This is a genomic window from Rossellomorea marisflavi, from assembly GCF_022170785.1.
GTDB lineage: Bacteria > Bacillota > Bacilli > Bacillales > Bacillaceae_B > Rossellomorea > Rossellomorea marisflavi_B.
Map to the genome: position 1 here is coordinate 420,197 of NZ_CP081870.1, position 16,218 is coordinate 436,414.

Consider the following 16,218-nt stretch of genomic DNA (forward strand, 5'->3'; position numbering starts at 1 on the left):
AATCGTCGTGATAGGAAAAGGTTCGCTCCCTAAAAGGTAGCGGGCCTTTTCCTTTGAACAAAAAGGAAGCAATCAAGGATTATCAAACATACACATGGGAACATAGAGTGTAGGAGAGCCTATGATTGATTACGTTTGGAGGTGCCTGGTTTTGAGTAAACCGACAATGGATGATTATTTAGAAAATGGAATATATGGGCAGAAGCAGACGAAGCCCGATGAAAGAAGGAAGTTTTTAGGGTCGCTGCGCGAGCGTGTTGTCGTGGCTCTTACGCAGAGTCAGGTAAGGGAGAAGGGTGTCTATAAGGAAGTGCAGGAAGCCCTTAAGGAGAACCCTGATGCCAGGCTCCTTCTGAACGGTTCAATGAGCTATACCTTCCTCTCAAAATACATCAAACTTGCCGATACATTCAACATTTCCTTCTCCATGGTAACGAATATGGAGACCGAGACGGATGTTGGCCTTGTATTGGCCTACAACGAAGCCATCGACAAAGAAGAGATATTTGTACAGGAAAAGTCATTGAAGAAGAAGGAAGACGTCAAAAAGAAGAGCATCTTCTCTTCGATCAAGAAGATGCTCTTCTAGAGTTGTCTGATTCCTTGAAATAGGGAAGCTTGAATATCGCCTTCAGTGCTGGCGGCATGAGGAACAGGATGAATAGGATCCTGAACAGATGATACCCGGTGATGATGGATAGATCGGCTCCGACTGCGTGACCCAGCAGTGCCATCTCTGCCATCCCCCCCGGTGATAGGCTGATGAATGCCGTCATGAAGGAGATATGATGCCAACTGCTGAGCAGGAAGCTGAGCCCTATGGAAAAGGCGAGCAGGCCGATCGATGTGACGACCGACCAAAGGATGAAGGCCGTCAGCTGCCTTGAAGGGGAGATATCCAGCATGAAGCTGAAGTAGATCCCGAGGGAAAGCTGGGCCAGGATGATGAACACCCCAGGCATATCCGGCACTCCTGCCCCTCCGATCATACAGCCTCCGATCACTAGGATCGGGCCAAGGAGAAAGGGAGTAGGAAAGCGGATCTTCTTCGCCAGCAGCCCCGTGATGACAGCTACTGCGAAAAAGAGCAGCAGTCCCCAACGGAACGACGCCGGATCTGTCGGCGGGACCCCAGACGTATTCGCCGCTTCGCCTCCGAGCAAGGGGCTGAACACGAGGAAGGGGACGATACATACGACACTGAGGACCCGGACAACCTGAAGGATCGTCACCACCGTCAGGTTCACATTTTTCATTTCCTCCCCTAGGACCACCATTTGGGACAATCCTCCCGGCACACTACCCGTGATGGTGGAGGCCAGGTTGATGCCCGTCGCCTTGGTGATGATGAAGGCAAGCCCCATGCTGAAAACGATGATGAAGATGGTCATCAACAACATGGTGGGAAGCTGAGTGAAGATCTCCACCACGGTCCGTTTACTGAAAGAGTGACCGATGGAATATCCGACGATGACGAGGGCCAGATTTCTCAGCATGGGCGGCCATTTCAGATCGATCTTCCCCCATTTCTTCGCGATGAACATGGAAACCATGGCCCCGAGCATCCACGATAACGGAACGTGGAGAAGAGTGAATATGCCTCCGCCAATGAAGCCTACGATCAATGATGCAAGTATTCTCATAAAGCAGGATCCTTTCTAGATTAATCCCCCGGTTGAAGGGAAGACAGGAAGCGCTTGGGGTCCAAGTCCGAACCTTCCGCGACGATGGCGGTCATGCCCGTTTCAGTTCCTGATTCATGATCTTCACCTTCGCTCCAATACACAGCCATTCCTGCCTTTACAGGACGCTTTTCCCCATCCTTCACCCGTACCCATCCATTGCCGGACGTGATCATAAGCACTTGGTCGCACATGGCCGGATGCATTCCGAGGACGCTCTTTGCCTCAAGATAAAAATAGCCGATCTGGAATGGTGAATCAGGCTTCAAAAGGGGATGGATCGTCACCCCGCTGCTGTTGAACCGGGTTATGGTTTTACCGGATTCTTTAGTGAACTCATATATTTTCATAGCATACACCTCCTCCACTATTTCGTCCAATCGCCGAGTGAATCCTCTTTTATTCGACAGGATGGAATCGTTGAGGTTTTTTTGTAACCGAGGAAATGCTTGGGGAAACAGCTGTCTAAGCGTTATCAAACCTAGACTTGTAGTTGCTTTCACAAAGTGAACTTTGGTATTATCAATAGTATTGCAAGTGTTCGAAATTACCCGGAGGTGAACAGAATGTCCAGAATTTCCGAAGAGCAGGTGAAGCACGTTGCCCACCTGGCACGACTGGCCATCACAGAAGATGAAGTAAAACGATTCACAGGTCAACTTGACGCCATCATCGGCTTCGCTGAACAGTTGAACGAGCTGGATACATCCAGTGTCGACGCGACAAGCCATGTACTGGATATGAAGAATGTCATGCGCGAGGACAAGCCGGGCACCGGTCTGCCACGCGAAGACGTATTGAAGAATGCACCGGATCACAAAGACGGACAGGTACGCGTACCATCGATCTTGGATTAAGGAGGGATACACATGTCATTATTCGACCATAAATTATCAGAACTGCACGAACTTCTTCATAAGAAGGAAGTTTCGGTAACGGATCTCGTAAGCGAATCCTACAAGCGTATCGGCGATGTAGAAGATAAAGTGAAGGCATTCCTCACATTGGATGAAGAGAATGCCCGGAATAAAGCAAAAGCCCTGGATGAAAAACTCGGCACAGATGAAAGCAAAGGCCTTCTATTCGGTATGCCGATCGGGATCAAGGATAATATCGTCACGAAAGGCCTTCGTACGACATCGGGAAGTAAGATCCTTGAGAACTTCGATCCAATCTATGATGCAACGGTCATGAATAAATTACATACAGCCGAAACCATCACGATCGGGAAACTGAATATGGATGAGTTCGCCATGGGTTCTTCCACTGAAAACTCCGGCTACCAGAAGACAAGCAACCCTTGGAATCTTGACACGGTACCCGGTGGTTCTTCAGGTGGATCCGCTGCGTCTGTTGCTGCAGGCGAAGTGCCATTCTCCCTTGGTTCCGACACAGGTGGATCGATCCGCCAGCCGGCAGCTTTCACAGGTACAGTCGGGTTGAAACCTACTTATGGCCGCGTGTCGCGTTTCGGACTGATCGCGTTTGCTTCATCCCTTGACCAGATCGGACCGATCACAAGGAACGTAGAAGACAATGCGTATCTCCTTCAGGCGATTGCAGGCGTGGATGCCAATGACTCAACCTCTGCAAACGTGGAAGTACCGAACTATGCTGCTGCCCTTACAGGAGATGTGAAAGGCCTTAAGATCGCCGTTCCGAAAGAATACCTCGGAGAAGGCGTTGGGGAAGAAGCGCGTCAGGCTGTCCTTGCTTCCTTGAAGGTCCTAGAAGGACTTGGTGCCACGTGGGAAGAAGTATCCCTTCCACATTCAAAATACGGTGTGGCAACCTACTATCTCCTTGCATCATCTGAAGCATCTGCTAACCTTGCCCGCTTCGACGGCGTGCGCTATGGCTACCGCTCACCGAATGCAGAGAATCTCATAGACCTTTACAAGAAAACCCGTGCTGAAGGTTTCGGGGACGAAGTGAAGAGAAGGATCATGCTCGGAACATTCGCCCTCAGCTCCGGTTACTATGATGCGTATTACAAAAAAGCACAGCAGGCGCGTACGTTGATCAAGAAGGATTTCGAAGATGTATTCGAGAAATTCGACGTCATCCTCGGGCCAACGACACCGACACCTGCATTCAAAATCGGTGAAAAGATCGACGATCCACTCACCATGTATGCCAACGATATCCTGACGATTCCGGTAAACCTTGCAGGAGTGCCAGGGATTTCAGTTCCATGCGGCTTCTCTTCAACAGGTCTTCCGCTCGGTCTTCAGATCATCGGAAAGCATTTCGACGAAAGCACTATTTATCGCGTTGCCCATGCATTCGAACAGGCAACGGACTTCCATAAAAAAAGACCACAACTGTAAGGGGGGAATAGAAGATGAACTTTGAAACGATAATCGGACTTGAAGTCCACGTAGAATTGAAGACGGACAGTAAAATGTTCTCTCCGGCTCCGAACCATTTCGGTGCCGATCCGAATACGAATACGAATGTCATCGACCTTGGCTACCCGGGTGTCCTTCCCGTGGTCAACAAGCGCGCGATCGAATTCGGCATGAAGGCCGCCATGGCCCTCAACTGTGAAATCGCAACTGATACGAAGTTCGACCGAAAGAACTACTTCTATCCTGATAATCCGAAAGCCTACCAGATCTCCCAGTTCGACAAGCCGATCGGTGAAAACGGCTGGATCGAAATCGAAGTAAACGGCGAGAAGAAGCGCATCGGTATTACCCGACTTCACCTTGAAGAAGATGCCGGTAAACTGACTCACTCAGGAGACGGCTATTCACTCGTCGACTACAACCGTCAGGGTACTCCCCTTATCGAGATCGTATCCGAGCCTGATATCCGTACACCGGAAGAGGCCTATGCCTATCTTGAAAAGCTGAAATCCATCATTCAATACACCGGTGTATCCGACTGTAAGATGGAAGAAGGATCCCTCCGCTGCGATGCGAACATCTCCCTCCGTCCGATCGGTCAGGAGAAATTCGGTACAAAAGCAGAGCTTAAGAACCTGAACTCATTCAACTTCGTCAAGAAGGGACTTGAGCATGAGGTTGTTCGCCAGGAGAAAGTTCTTCTTTCAGGCGGCATCATCGAGCAGGAGACGCGCCGATTTGATGAATCGACGGGTAAAACCCTTCTCATGCGTGTCAAGGAAGGATCAGACGACTATCGTTACTTCCCGGAACCGGATCTATTGAACCTTCATATCGATCAAGAGTGGATGGATCGCATCCGCGCTGAGATTCCTGAGCTTCCTGACGCACGTAAAAAGCGCTACGTAGAAGACATGGGACTGCCGGCATACGATGCCATGGTGTTGACGCTCACGAAGGAAATGTCCGACTTCTTCGAAGCGACTGTCGCCAAGGGTGCAGACTCGAAGCAGGCGTCCAACTGGCTCATGGGTGAAGTATCGGCTTACTTGAATGCCCAGCAAAAAGAGCTCAGCGATATCGCTTTGACACCTGAAGGTCTTGCGGGAATGATCAGCTTGATCGAGAAGGGGACAATTTCTTCCAAGATCGCGAAGAAAGTGTTCAAGGAGCTTGTGGAAAACGGTGGAGATCCAGAAGTGATCGTGAAGGAGAAGGGACTTGTCCAAATTTCGGATGAGGGAGCCCTCCTCAAGATCGTGACGGAAACGCTGGATGCGAATCCGCAGTCCATCGAAGACTTCAAGAATGGTAAGGATCGTGCGATTGGATTCCTTGTCGGCCAGATTATGAAGGCGACTAAGGGTCAGGCGAATCCGCCGATGGTCAATAAGCTTCTCTTGCAGGAGATTAAGAAACGCTAAGCGATTCATATGCTAGTAGATAAATCCGAACGACAGGCGATCCTCTTATTGGGGATGGTGGTCGTTCGGATTTTTTATTGTGCTTTTCCTATTCTTAATAAGTAAGTGGTAGAATATGGACCGTTCCTTTTCGCTGCAGGCGCTTGCTTTCCACGGGGAGGAAATCGAGCCTCCTCCTATTCCGCTGGAGTCAAGCGCCTTCCGCTTCGATACACTCTTTGGTTCTGATTGTGGGATTGGAGGGGGGATTGCATCGGATCTTGCGGGTCTTTTTTGAGGATGGAGCTTCCTTTTCCTATTCCTTATGGGTAAGTGATAGAATATGGACCGTTCCTTTTCGCTGCAGGCGCTTGCTTTCCGCGGGGAGGAGATCGAGCCTCCTCGTGCCTGCGGGGTCTCGCTTCTCCTCCTATTCCGCTGGAGTCAAGCGCCTTCCGCTTCAATGCACTCTTTGGTTTTGAATACGGGGATGGAAGGGGGAGGGATCGCATCGTATCAAGCTAGTCGTATAGAGGAAATGGTGCTTTCTGTTCCTATTCTTTATGAGGAAGCAGTTGAATGGGGACCGTTCCTTTCCGCTACAGGAGCTTGCTTTCCGCGGGGAGGAGATCGAGCCTCCTCGTGCCTGCGGGGTCTCCCTTCTCCTCCTATTCCGCTGGAGTCAAGCGCCTTTCGCTTCAATGCACTCTTTGGTTCTGGATATGGGATTGGAAGGGGAGGGATTGCATCATGACATCCTGCTGATCGTATTGAGGATGGTGCTTTCTGTTCCTATCCGTAGTAAGAAAGCAGTCGGAAGGGGTCCGTTTCTTTTCGCTGCAGGCGCTTGCTTTCCGCGGGGAGGCGTCGAGCCTCCTCGTGCCTGGGGGGTCTCGCTTCTCCTTCTATTCCGCTGGAGTCGATCGTATTTCAATTCACTCTTTTGGTTTTGAATTTGGGAGTGGAAGGGGAATGGATTTCATCGAGCTGTTTATGTATAGGTGAAGGTGCCGCCTTCTTGGTTTGAATGTTTAGGATGTGGCAAGTTGGAGAGCCCCTGCATGGTGCGGGGGCTTTTGGGTTGGGTGGATTGTTGTTGCTCCTTGGAAGTTTTCTCAGGGTGTAATGTGAGGGTGGGGGAAGGTGTGGGTTATGAGACGAGTCTGGGGTGAATAGGATAGTGTAGAGTGCAGGTGACGCATCAAGTTATGGAGCTCCGGGTCAGAGCGCGATAAATTCATGCGTCAGCATCACTTGTTGTTTCGTTTGGCCTTTTCGAGGATCTGCTTGGCGAGACGGTAATACGTATCGGCTTCGATCTTGGATTCTGCCCGCTTTAAGTGCATCATATAGTTTTGGAATCGAAGTTTGTCGACAGACGAGACTTTCATCACGATTTTCCTCATTTTCCTGCTCCTTTGATGGACAAAATTGCGTCCAATTGCTTATTCTGAATTTTCTGTAAATAAAATATAATAATAGTAAATGATTCCAGAGGGTGGATAGAATGTCCATAATCGAAGTGATTCTGTTACCAATGTTGATGGGTGGTATTGGAGGCTTGGGGCATATCCTGGTATTCAAGAATGGCCATTTCACTTTCCCACGGAAATTCATCGATGACCAGGGTGAGAAACACTATGTGTTTGGTTCGGTCAAGGACATCATCATCGGGGTATTAGCCGGATTCATATCCGTGCTGCCAGTTGTTGATACAGTCCCGGTCTGGTATATCATCTATATCAGTTTATTATCGGGAATCGGGGGAAGTTCCGTCATCACGCGAAAAATCGAACAAAATCTTGCAGAGACGAAGGCGTCTTATATTCAAGAGCTATCTCATTATCAGCTCGAACTGACCTCTAAGGGAGGATCTTCAAATCATAATGAGGTGAAACCTGTTGACGATGTGGAAGAACAAAAGAATCAAGGTTGAGCTGCCACCCGAGCAGTATGCCAAAGCCCAGCAGTATCTAGAACGGCTGAAGGAGGCAGATAACCTGGTCGAGCTGAACTACTACTACAAAAAAGTGGCACAAATATTAGGGAAGTCTCAAAATGTGTGAGAATCAACCACTGACGATGAGTCAGCTTTTTTTCTGTACAGGAAAGATGTATCGGGGATACTTCTCTTCTTGACCCATTCACCCTCTGGAGTACCGAAAATCGGGGTAGCCACGCGCTATTCTTTTTTTTTCGCCTGGACCGGAATGACAGGTGTCGACAAAAATAAATGTAGTGGATGGACATTGTTATGTCAAGGTGTTTTTACCGTAATTTGGTATGAAGGGTGGGGAAAAGGGTGAGAATATTTTCCTGGACCCCTAGAAAAATAGAGCAGTACTCGAATACTGTCTACATGTGAACAAAAGTGAACCGGACAATAATAAATCTACCCTTATCTCGCATTTTCTTATATTATATGCTTATAGGCATAATGAGACAATTTATTTCTCGCTATGCCGGCTGAAGGAGGAACATGTTATGGACTTGATGCAGTGGTATCAAAAGGCGATGTCATCGGACGCCTATTTAGAATATATGAAGGAAAACAAAGAACGGACGGCTTCGATCCTCGAGAAGTTCTCGATCCCTGAAGAGGACCGGGAGTTGCTGGAGCGGATCGGGGAGCATTCCCTTAAAGTGATCGCCATTACAGAAGATTGGTGCGGAGATGCCATGGTCAATATTCCGATCCTCCTTAAGCTTGCTGAAGCAGCGAATATCGAGGTGAAGATGATTCTGAGGGATGAAAACCTCGAACTCATGGATCAGTACCTAACAAATGGGACGTCACGTTCGATTCCGATTTTCATCTTTATTGATGAAGAAGGAAAGGAACGCATGGTTTGGGGACCGAGGGCTCCTATGGTGAAGAAAGTCGTAGATGATGAGAACGCCAAACTGCCTCCAAGAGATCATGAGGACTTCCCATTAAGGAAAAAAGAGATGATTCAACGACTGGGGAATCTTTACTCAACAGATAGGACCATCTGGCAGGAAGTTTATGATAGCTTGAAAACAAGCCTCGTCCAGAGCATCCTCATGTAACAAAAAAGATGACAAAAGGTATGGGAAAACCGTACCTTTTTGTTTTGGATGCGAATTCATGGGGTAATGGTAATTAGTACCTCATATATTGGTAGTTTTTGCCGGTTCACGAGCACTGACATTCACGGTAAGATGTTTATGAATGAGGAGTTGAAGCATTGTGATCCACCAGAAGACAAATTCAATCGTGATTGAATCACTGAATAAATTTCCCCATAAAATTCACATAAAATTGGGAGACATCCTGAAGGAAAGAGGGTTGACACAGGGAGACCTTCACCGTTTGACGGGGTTGCGCGTGGCAACGATCAATGAATTGGTCAACTTTAAGAAAAAGTCCCTCACTGTCGCTCATCTTGTTTCCATCATGATCGCCCTCAGGATCACGGATCTGCGGGATCTCATCGAGATTGAATTCGATGACGAAGTCAAAGCCTATTTCCAACAAGAGAATCAACGAATGAAGAATGGATTCACCCCCGACTTGAACAAAACCGTTGACCGGAACGTGAAGCAGATGTCGGAAGGGACCAGGAATTAAGCGGCCGGATGGCCGCTTTTTTGCTACCGTGAACCTACTGAAACAATTTCGTAATGGGAATCCAGGGGCAAAATCCTTTATCATGAAGGGAAGGGGTTACTGCCCTGAAGGAAATGATTATGCAGAAAGAGTGATAGGATGGATGCAGTAGCAAGCTATGTGCAATTTTTACATATGAAAATAGAAAAGCCGACGCTCAATTATCTCCAGCGCCTCATCGGCCAGCATCTTCTGAAGATCCCTTATGAGACATTCAGTAAATTTCATTATTTCAATTCAGGCGAGACGTACGTACCGTCCCTGGACACCTTTGTGGACAATCTCCATTCAAGGGGATGGGGAGGGACGTGTTTCACCTTGAACATCAACTTTGGCAGGCTTCTGACGCGTCTCGGGTTTGAATGCCGTTTTGTACGTGTCAATCCCGGCCATCTCGGCCTGATGGTCTCCATCGACGGCAGGAAACTATATGTCGATGTGGGGTATGGATCCCCCATCATGAAGCCGATCGAGCTTGAGTCCAGACAAAAGCATATCCTCCATGGATTCGGTGAAGAAATCATCTTCTCGAAGAAGGATCACGTGGAGTTCGAAATCGACAGGCGCTCCAACGGGAAGACCTTCGTGAAAAAAGTGATCGAATGGGTGCCCCTTGATGAGGAAGAGCTTGTACCGGACATTGAAGCTTCCTATGCCGATACGGACGATAATGTCACAATGAGGAGGATCACGGCGGTCCGCTTCCAGGGCAATCAATGCTACTTCCTCAGGAACCGATCCTTGAAGGTCATGACCTACCGGAATATCCGCGAATATCAAATGAAGGACTTTGAAAAATGGAAGGAAATCATCCAGGAAGTGTATCAATTCGATTCCTTGGCGCTCCGTGATTCCATCCGATTCCTGGAAGACAGGAAGATCGATCTTTTTCCGTGACAATCCTCCACACATTGACAATTCATTAGATTTTTCTTTTGAAAAGAGGTATGATATTGTGCGTCGGGTCAGATGCCCAAATGAATATTTCGGACGTATATGTGTATGATGGTACTAGTGGGAACGGACAGACTAATGGAATTCAAATAAGATTAGGATGATGATGGATGAAACGAGCAAGAATTATATATAATCCTACTTCCGGGAGGGAGCTTTTCAAGAAGCATCTTGCCGAAGTGCTGATCAAGCTGGAACAGGCAGGTTATGAAACCTCTGTCCATGCAACGATCTGTGAAGGGGATGCGACCAAGGCCGCCCAGATCGCCGTTGAGCGACGTTATGATATCGTGGTGGCAGCAGGCGGGGACGGTACGCTCAATGAAGTCGTGAACGGACTTGCCGAACAGGACTACCGGCCTAAGCTTGGGATCGTCCCTATGGGAACGACAAATGATTTTGCCAGGGCCCTCCATATCCCGAGGGATATTAGCTCTGCCATCGATATCATCACGAAGGGCGAGTCCATACCGGTCGATATCGGTCGTATGAATGATCGCTACTTCATTAATATCGCAGGCGGCGGAAGGATCACGGAGCTTACATATGAAGTGCCGAGCAAGCTGAAGACGATGATCGGACAGCTTGCCTATTACTTGAAAGGCATCGAAATGCTCCCTTCCATCAAGCCGACCGATGTATCGATCGAGTATGACGGGAAGCTATTCGAAGGCGAAGCGATGCTGTTTTTGATCGGTCTGACGAATTCAGTCGGCGGGTTCGAAAAGCTTGCCCCTGATGCGTCCATCAATGATGGATTATTCTCTTTGTTGATCCTGAAAAAGACCAATCTGGCAGAATTCATCCGGATTGCTTCCATGGCCCTCCGAGGGGATCATGTCAAGGATCCGCATGTGATTTATACGCAGGCCAATCGTATCAAGATCAAGGCAAAGGAAAAGGTACAGCTGAACGTAGACGGCGAGCTCGGTGGAGTGCTTCCTGCCGAATTCGAGAATCTTTACCGTCATCTCCAGGTGTTTGTCCCATTGGATAAGATCCGCCCGGAAGACAAGGCACTGTGATGAAGAAATAATAAAACCGGATGACCATTGCGATTTCAATTGAAATGCATGGAATCCGGTTTTTTTGTTCGCGATCCGCGTTGCTTCTACTTGAGGACGGCCAGATAAAAGACGACCGGGAAGCCGATCAGAAAGATCCATCCGATCTGCTGCTTGTGGCGAAAAGGGACCTTCCGGACGACCCACGAAAGGATGTGGGCGGCCATGACGTAGAAGAAGACCCAAATAAGCTGGCTGACAACGAAAACGAAAAGGAAGGCGAGTATGGTTTCCGATTTCAATAGGAGTGAAACACCGAATCCGAAGGTCAGGACGAGGAATGTCAGACCTATCAGTATGTATGGGAGCCACCAGCTGCGGGTCTTCAGGGTGAGGAACACCCCGATCAAAACGTTCATGACCAAAATCATATTCACAAGAAATTCTTCATTCATAGTATCTACCTACTTTGTTCCGGCACGATGCTGGTTTCTACCTACCACCTTTCCCCATGATCGACAAAGGTAAACGAGTCAGGAATTGACAGACTTTCCACTGAAAAGCCCGGGGGAAAGGGGGTTCATCGCCCTCATATTCTCGTAAATCCGGCTTCTGGTCAATAGGAATTGTTTCCTGACTAATACCTCGTGTGGTACAGTGGATGAAACAAGCACGACCTATGAGCCATGAAAGGGTGAGGGCCATGTATATCGTTCATTCAACATTCAATGTTCCGCCGGAAAAAGCCGATGAAGTCATCTCCATCTACCAAAAGCGTTCCGGACTGGTGGATCAGGCGGAAGGATTTCAGCGCTTCCTTCTTTTACAAAATGAGAAGAAGTCTGGGGAAATTACAGTACATATGGAGTGGGATACAAAGAAACATTTCATGACGTGGGTCCAGGGGGAAGATTTCAAGAGGATCCATGAGTTAGAGAAGAAATATCCGGATCAGGGGCTTGCAGCCATCGTTCCATCCATTGATAAATTCAAGGTGGTGGCGTACTGATGGGGGACCAGCTCTTGATAGATACCGTCGTGGAAAAGCTATATAAGCGTTATCCGGACCTACAGGATCGCTTCGGTGAAGAAGGACGGAGAAAGTGCCGGGAAGACAATGTGCACCATTTCAACTATCTCCAGTCTGCTGCGGATGTGGAAGAAGAGAGAATCTTCGTCGACTATGCCATTTGGTTGAACAGCGTCCTGGTGAGCAGAGGCATGAAACCAGACCATCTGATCGATAATTTCGTCTGTATCCAGGAAGCGATCGAAGAAGGGGAGGGCGACAGCCGCTTCCCTTCCTATCTGCAGGCAGCCATCCGGTCCATCCGTCAGGGGGAATAGGCTGAAACCCCTTCCTGATTTCGTCCCGGGGACGTGTTTATGGTACAATCATGGAATGAAATCTGAAAAGGAAGATCGACATGAAAAGAATAGCACCCATTACTAAAAATGAATATATCGAAGAAGCACATTTCGAGGATTTGACCCATGACGGCAATGGCGTAACCAAAGTGGAGGGGTTCCCCATTTTCGTTCCGGACGCCCTACCCGGCGAAACCGGTCGTGTCAAGGTCGTGAAGGTCGGTAAAGGCTTCGGCTTCGGGCGACTGGTTGAGAGACACAGTGACAGTCCCTTCAGGCAGGAGCCCCCGTGTCCGATCTACTCGGAATGTGGAGGATGTCAAATCCAGAATATGACGTATGAAGGGCAGCTTCAGGCAAAAGAAAAGAACGTCCGCGATGTGCTCGAGAGGATCGGGAAACTCCGTGATCTCCCTGTCCACCCCGTCCTCGGGATGGAAGAGCCGTGGCGCTACCGGAACAAGGCTCAGGTACCCGTTGGGCTTCAAGACGGCAGACTGGTGGCCGGATTCTACCAAAAGCGAAGCCATGAAATCATCGATATGGATCACTGTATCATCCAGTACGAGAAGAATGATGAAGTGATCCAGAAGGTGAAGGATCTATGCGCAGACCTCGGTATCCAGCCTTATAATGAACAGTCTCATAAGGGTGTCCTCCGCCACATCATGACGAGGACGGCATTCACCACGGGTGAAGTCATGGTGGTCATTGTCACGCGGACCAAAGCCCTTCCCAATAAAGAGGAGCTGATCAAGGGGCTAACCCAGTCAATCAGCGGCCTGAAGTCCATCGTCCATAATGTGAATGGCAAAAGGACGAATGTGATCATGGGAGATGATACCCGGGTACTGTGGGGGGAAGAAGTCATTCACGACAGCATCGGGGATGTGAAGTTCGCCATATCGGCACGGTCGTTCTATCAGGTGAATCCTGAGCAGACGAAGGTCCTTTACGATCAGGCCTTGGCATATGCCGACCTTCAGGGAGAAGAAACGGTCATTGATGCCTACTGCGGAATCGGCACCATTTCACTATTCCTCGCGCAGAAGGCAAAGAAAGTATATGGAGTGGAAATCGTCCCTCAGGCCATCGAGGACGCCCGGAAGAATGCGGCGTTGAACGGTATGGACAATGTAGAATTCGAGGCAGGACCCGCCGAAGTCGTCATTCCAGCCTGGTATGAGAAGGGCATCAAAGCCGATGTCCTTGTCGTGGACCCTCCACGTAAAGGCTGCGATGAAGCACTCTTGAACACCATTCTTTCCATGAAGCCGAAGAAGGTGGTCTACGTGTCCTGCAACCCCGCCACCCTGGCAAGGGATCTGAAGATCCTTGAAGCAGGTGGCTACCGGACGAAAGAGGTGCAGCCTGTGGATATGTTCCCGCAAACGATGCACTGCGAAGCCGTCGCACGTATTGAATGGGAAGGGGACCCCCATGTATCTGACGATTGAAGAAACAGCAGAGTATCTTTCCCTCCCAGTCGCCTATATCGAAAGCCTCATCCTTGAACGGAAGGTACGGGCTGTACATGATGGAGAGCGGTACTTGATCAATAAAGAGCAATTCACCCACCATCTTGAACAGATGGAGAAGATGAAGCGTCAGCTTGCCGAGTATTGGAATGAGCCGATACCGGAAGACCCTGATGTGAAAGACGAGGACTGACAGGTCCTAAGATAGGAGCAGTGAACATGAACGGACAACAGCGTGTGAATATCAAACCGGGTATCGAAGTGGATATCGTCTTGAAGAAAGATCAGCGCTCCGGTGCGTTGACCAGGGGGATCGTCAAAGATATCTTGACCAACTCGCCTCAGCATCCGCACGGCATCAAGGTCCGCCTGCAAGACGGACAAGTGGGCCGCGTGAAACAGATCATAACGGAATAAACAAAAGCGTCCTTCGTTTTGAAGGGCGCTTTTGCTGTCTTCACACGTATTTCAGGGAAATTCCCTGTCTGAGTTCTCTTAGCTGCCTTTCACGCTGGAGATACAGCCTCTGGGCTTCCTCGTGGGTGATGGGGGCAAATCTTAATTCATCGCCGGGCTTCGCCTGGGCGACCCGCGGCAAATCGATGGAAGCGACCTCGGCGATCCTTGGGTATCCCCCCGTGGTCTGCCGATCGGCAAGGAGGACGATCGGCTGGCCGTCAGGAGGTACTTGGATGGTCCCGGTTGTGACGGCTTCAGAAATCATATCCCGGTGAGTTTCGGTCTGAATGGCGGGTCCCGATAAGCGGCAGCCCATCCGGTCCGACCGGGGAGACACTGTGTAGGATTGATTGAAAAGTGCCTCCCGGCTTTCCTCTTGGAATTGGCCATGTTCATTTCCCGGCATGATGCGGATCGTCCGCGAACGAGAGTGGTCGATGAGCTGATGGGGGATAGACCAATCCGTCGTTGGGTTCCTGGTGAGCGCGTTCCCCATTTTTATGGAAAGACTTGATGGAGTCCCGACGGTCAGTCTGTCCCCTTTCTGCAAGGCCCTGCCCCTATAGCCCCCGATCCCTGCCCGTAGGTAGGTACTCTTGCTGCCCATCACCTCGGGTACTTCAATCCCTCCTGCAACGGCCAGATAGGCACGGCAGCCTTCTTTCAGGATGCCGAACCCTAGGATGTCTCCCTCCTCTATTTTAAGCGGCTTCCAGAGCGGCTGTTGGACCCCGTTGATGGTCGGGGAGAGATCGGCACCGCAAATGGAGAGGAGGGTCTGCCCGTGGAAACGCAGGTGAGGTCCTGTAAGGGTGATTTCGATCAACGCTGAATCGATGTCGTTACCCGCCAATAAATTTGCCACTTTATGGGCCAAGGGATCAATGCTGCCGCTTACTGAAACGCCAAATTGCTGAAACCCTTCTCTCCCTATATCCTGTATGGTCGTCAGTAATCCGGGTTTTAAGACTTCAATCATCGGTTGGCCTCCATTTCTTTGTATTCTGCAGCGGTTATGGGTTTGAATCGAAGGCGGTCGCCTGCCTGTAACAAGCCGGGCGGACAAGCCTCAGTGTCGAACAGAGCGACGGGCGTCCGCCCGATCAGCTGCCAGCCGCCGGGGCTTTCCAGGGGATAGATGCCTGTCTGGCTTCCGGCGATGCCGACGGAGCCACGCGGAACCTTGAGGCGCGGTTCCTTTCTTCGCGGAGTCGCGATTTCTTCAGGCATGCCGCCGAGATATGGAAACCCGGGGGAAAAACCAATCATATGAATCAGGTAAGGAGAGGCGGAGTGCAACTCTATCACCTTTTCGGGAGTCAGGGCATTCCACTCTGCCACAGACTCCAAATCAGGCCCGAAGTCGCCCCCATAGCATACCGGTATCTCGATTGTCCTCGGCTCCTTATCGGTTTCAAGAGGTGTGGAAGAAAGGATCATATGTATTCTATTCATTGCTGTTTCGTAAGGGAGCCGGCCCGGATCGTCCAGATTCGTAGGGTCGTAGTGGAGTGTGACCGTGGTGAAGGCGGGTACGATATCAGTAATCCAGGAGAGATCTGCCCGTTCGATAGCAGAGCAGATGCTCCTGACCTTCACATGGGTAGCGTGATCGATTGAGGGACCGGCCTCGATGACGAGGGCATGATCTCCCAAGGGACGTAAGGAATAATCCACATGTCATCCTCCTTTCTGTTTGAAAGTTTAAACTTATCTGACTCTCATTATAGTAGATTGGCCATTCATTTCAACGAAGAACGCCCGCGGGTTCCTTAGAAATGTGAATAATCCGAACTTTCCTTATAAAAGCGCCATCTTCATGCGACTTTGTGTTATTATTTAGTAATTCGAAATACTCGTATCGCAAGGGACGGCAATCTTTACCTAT

Annotated in this window: 21 protein-coding genes; 15 read left to right on the forward strand and 6 right to left on the reverse strand. The window is 49.5% G+C overall.

All coding sequences use genetic code 11. From position 1 onward, the window contains the following. Positions 1-151 precede the first annotated feature (151 nt). A complete protein-coding gene (locus tag K6T23_RS02230; protein ID WP_235563407.1) occupies positions 152-589 on the forward strand; it encodes a YueI family protein in 438 nt (145 codons plus the stop codon). Here K6T23_RS02230 and K6T23_RS02235 read toward each other — a convergent pair. Beyond that, complete coding sequence (locus K6T23_RS02235) at positions 570-1,643, reverse strand: AbrB family transcriptional regulator (RefSeq protein ID WP_056532558.1); 1,074 nt, start codon at positions 1,641-1,643, stop codon at positions 570-572. The two genes, K6T23_RS02230 and K6T23_RS02235, sit on opposite strands and share 20 nt — an antisense overlap. Before the next feature lie 20 nt (positions 1,644-1,663). Further along, positions 1,664-2,032, reverse strand: coding sequence for a cupin domain-containing protein (locus K6T23_RS02240; protein WP_238283503.1), 369 nt, complete (start codon positions 2,030-2,032; stop codon positions 1,664-1,666). 216 nt (positions 2,033-2,248) lie between these two features. Here K6T23_RS02240 and gatC point away from each other — a divergent pair, with 216 nt between their 5' ends. The 3 genes from gatC to gatB are packed head-to-tail and all read left to right on the forward strand — an operon-like array spanning position 2,249 to position 5,457. Beyond that, on the forward strand, positions 2,249-2,539 hold the full coding sequence (gene gatC / locus K6T23_RS02245; RefSeq protein WP_056532562.1) for an Asp-tRNA(Asn)/Glu-tRNA(Gln) amidotransferase subunit GatC: 291 nt from the start codon (positions 2,249-2,251) through the stop codon (positions 2,537-2,539). A 12-nt stretch (positions 2,540-2,551) separates the two neighbouring features. Further along, entirely contained in the window at positions 2,552-4,012 is a 1,461-nt protein-coding gene (gatA, locus tag K6T23_RS02250) for an Asp-tRNA(Asn)/Glu-tRNA(Gln) amidotransferase subunit GatA (RefSeq protein WP_148985953.1), read from the forward strand. A 14-nt stretch (positions 4,013-4,026) separates the two neighbouring features. Further along, positions 4,027-5,457 (forward strand): Asp-tRNA(Asn)/Glu-tRNA(Gln) amidotransferase subunit GatB, encoded by a 1,431-nt coding sequence (gatB, locus tag K6T23_RS02255; RefSeq protein WP_048007534.1) that lies wholly within the window; start codon positions 4,027-4,029, stop codon positions 5,455-5,457. 1,229 nt (positions 5,458-6,686) lie between these two features. Here the strand turns inward: gatB and K6T23_RS02260 are convergent. Further along, positions 6,687-6,842, reverse strand: a complete 156-nt coding sequence (locus K6T23_RS02260; protein ID WP_156183310.1) for a hypothetical protein — start codon at positions 6,840-6,842, stop codon at positions 6,687-6,689. Between the two features lie 131 nt (positions 6,843-6,973). On the opposite strand from K6T23_RS02260, the gene K6T23_RS02265 reads away from it, so the two are divergent. The 6 genes from K6T23_RS02265 to K6T23_RS02290 all read left to right on the forward strand — a co-directional run bounded on the left by K6T23_RS02265 (position 6,974) and on the right by K6T23_RS02290 (position 11,046). Continuing rightward, entirely contained in the window at positions 6,974-7,372 is a 399-nt protein-coding gene (locus K6T23_RS02265; protein WP_160140957.1) for a DUF4257 domain-containing protein, read from the forward strand. Beyond that, positions 7,344-7,502 (forward strand): hypothetical protein, encoded by a 159-nt coding sequence (locus tag K6T23_RS02270; protein ID WP_156450566.1) that lies wholly within the window; start codon positions 7,344-7,346, stop codon positions 7,500-7,502. Before K6T23_RS02265 ends, K6T23_RS02270 begins: the two co-directional genes overlap by 29 nt. 418 nt (positions 7,503-7,920) lie before the next feature. Then, the gene (locus tag K6T23_RS02275; RefSeq protein WP_056532578.1) at positions 7,921-8,487 is read left to right on the forward strand and encodes a thioredoxin family protein; all 567 of its coding nucleotides are present in this window, start codon (positions 7,921-7,923) and stop codon (positions 8,485-8,487) included. A gap of 160 nt (positions 8,488-8,647) precedes the next feature. Continuing rightward, positions 8,648-9,028 carry a helix-turn-helix domain-containing protein gene (locus K6T23_RS02280; protein ID WP_056532582.1) on the forward strand — a complete coding sequence of 127 codons (381 nt, stop codon included), beginning with the start codon at positions 8,648-8,650 and terminating at the stop codon, positions 9,026-9,028. 138 nt (positions 9,029-9,166) lie between these two features. Continuing rightward, complete coding sequence (locus K6T23_RS02285; protein ID WP_056532585.1) at positions 9,167-9,964, forward strand: arylamine N-acetyltransferase; 798 nt, start codon at positions 9,167-9,169, stop codon at positions 9,962-9,964. Between the two features lie 167 nt (positions 9,965-10,131). Next, positions 10,132-11,046, forward strand: coding sequence for a diacylglycerol kinase (locus K6T23_RS02290; protein ID WP_048007539.1), 915 nt, complete (start codon positions 10,132-10,134; stop codon positions 11,044-11,046). 86 nt (positions 11,047-11,132) lie between these two features. Here the strand turns inward: K6T23_RS02290 and K6T23_RS02295 are convergent, their stop codons facing one another. Continuing rightward, entirely contained in the window at positions 11,133-11,480 is a 348-nt protein-coding gene (locus K6T23_RS02295; protein ID WP_079514620.1) for a hypothetical protein, read from the reverse strand. A 248-nt stretch (positions 11,481-11,728) separates the two neighbouring features. On the opposite strand from K6T23_RS02295, the gene K6T23_RS02300 reads away from it, so the two are divergent. The 5 genes from K6T23_RS02300 to K6T23_RS02320 all read left to right on the forward strand — a co-directional run bounded on the left by K6T23_RS02300 (position 11,729) and on the right by K6T23_RS02320 (position 14,288). Next, entirely contained in the window at positions 11,729-12,034 is a 306-nt protein-coding gene (locus K6T23_RS02300; protein ID WP_053428883.1) for an antibiotic biosynthesis monooxygenase family protein, read from the forward strand. Further along, entirely contained in the window at positions 12,034-12,372 is a 339-nt protein-coding gene (locus tag K6T23_RS02305) for a hypothetical protein (RefSeq protein WP_238283504.1), read from the forward strand. The genes K6T23_RS02300 and K6T23_RS02305 overlap by 1 nt, the downstream gene beginning before the upstream one ends. An 80-nt stretch (positions 12,373-12,452) precedes the next feature. Then, a complete protein-coding gene (rlmD, locus tag K6T23_RS02310) occupies positions 12,453-13,850 on the forward strand; it encodes a 23S rRNA (uracil(1939)-C(5))-methyltransferase RlmD (RefSeq protein ID WP_238283505.1) in 1,398 nt (465 codons plus the stop codon). Continuing rightward, entirely contained in the window at positions 13,834-14,064 is a 231-nt protein-coding gene (locus K6T23_RS02315) for an excisionase family DNA-binding protein (RefSeq protein WP_053428880.1), read from the forward strand. The genes rlmD and K6T23_RS02315 overlap by 17 nt, the downstream gene beginning before the upstream one ends. A 26-nt stretch (positions 14,065-14,090) precedes the next feature. Beyond that, a complete protein-coding gene (locus tag K6T23_RS02320; RefSeq protein WP_048007545.1) occupies positions 14,091-14,288 on the forward strand; it encodes a YwbE family protein in 198 nt (65 codons plus the stop codon). A 40-nt stretch (positions 14,289-14,328) separates the two neighbouring features. Here K6T23_RS02320 and K6T23_RS02325 read toward each other — a convergent pair whose 3' ends face one another. Next, positions 14,329-15,309, reverse strand: a complete 981-nt coding sequence (locus K6T23_RS02325; protein ID WP_056532597.1) for a 5-oxoprolinase subunit C family protein — start codon at positions 15,307-15,309, stop codon at positions 14,329-14,331. Continuing rightward, on the reverse strand, positions 15,306-16,007 hold the full coding sequence (gene pxpB / locus K6T23_RS02330) for a 5-oxoprolinase subunit PxpB (protein WP_238283506.1): 702 nt from the start codon (positions 16,005-16,007) through the stop codon (positions 15,306-15,308). The genes K6T23_RS02325 and pxpB overlap by 4 nt, the downstream gene beginning before the upstream one ends. Between the last annotated feature and the right edge of the window lie 211 nt (positions 16,008-16,218).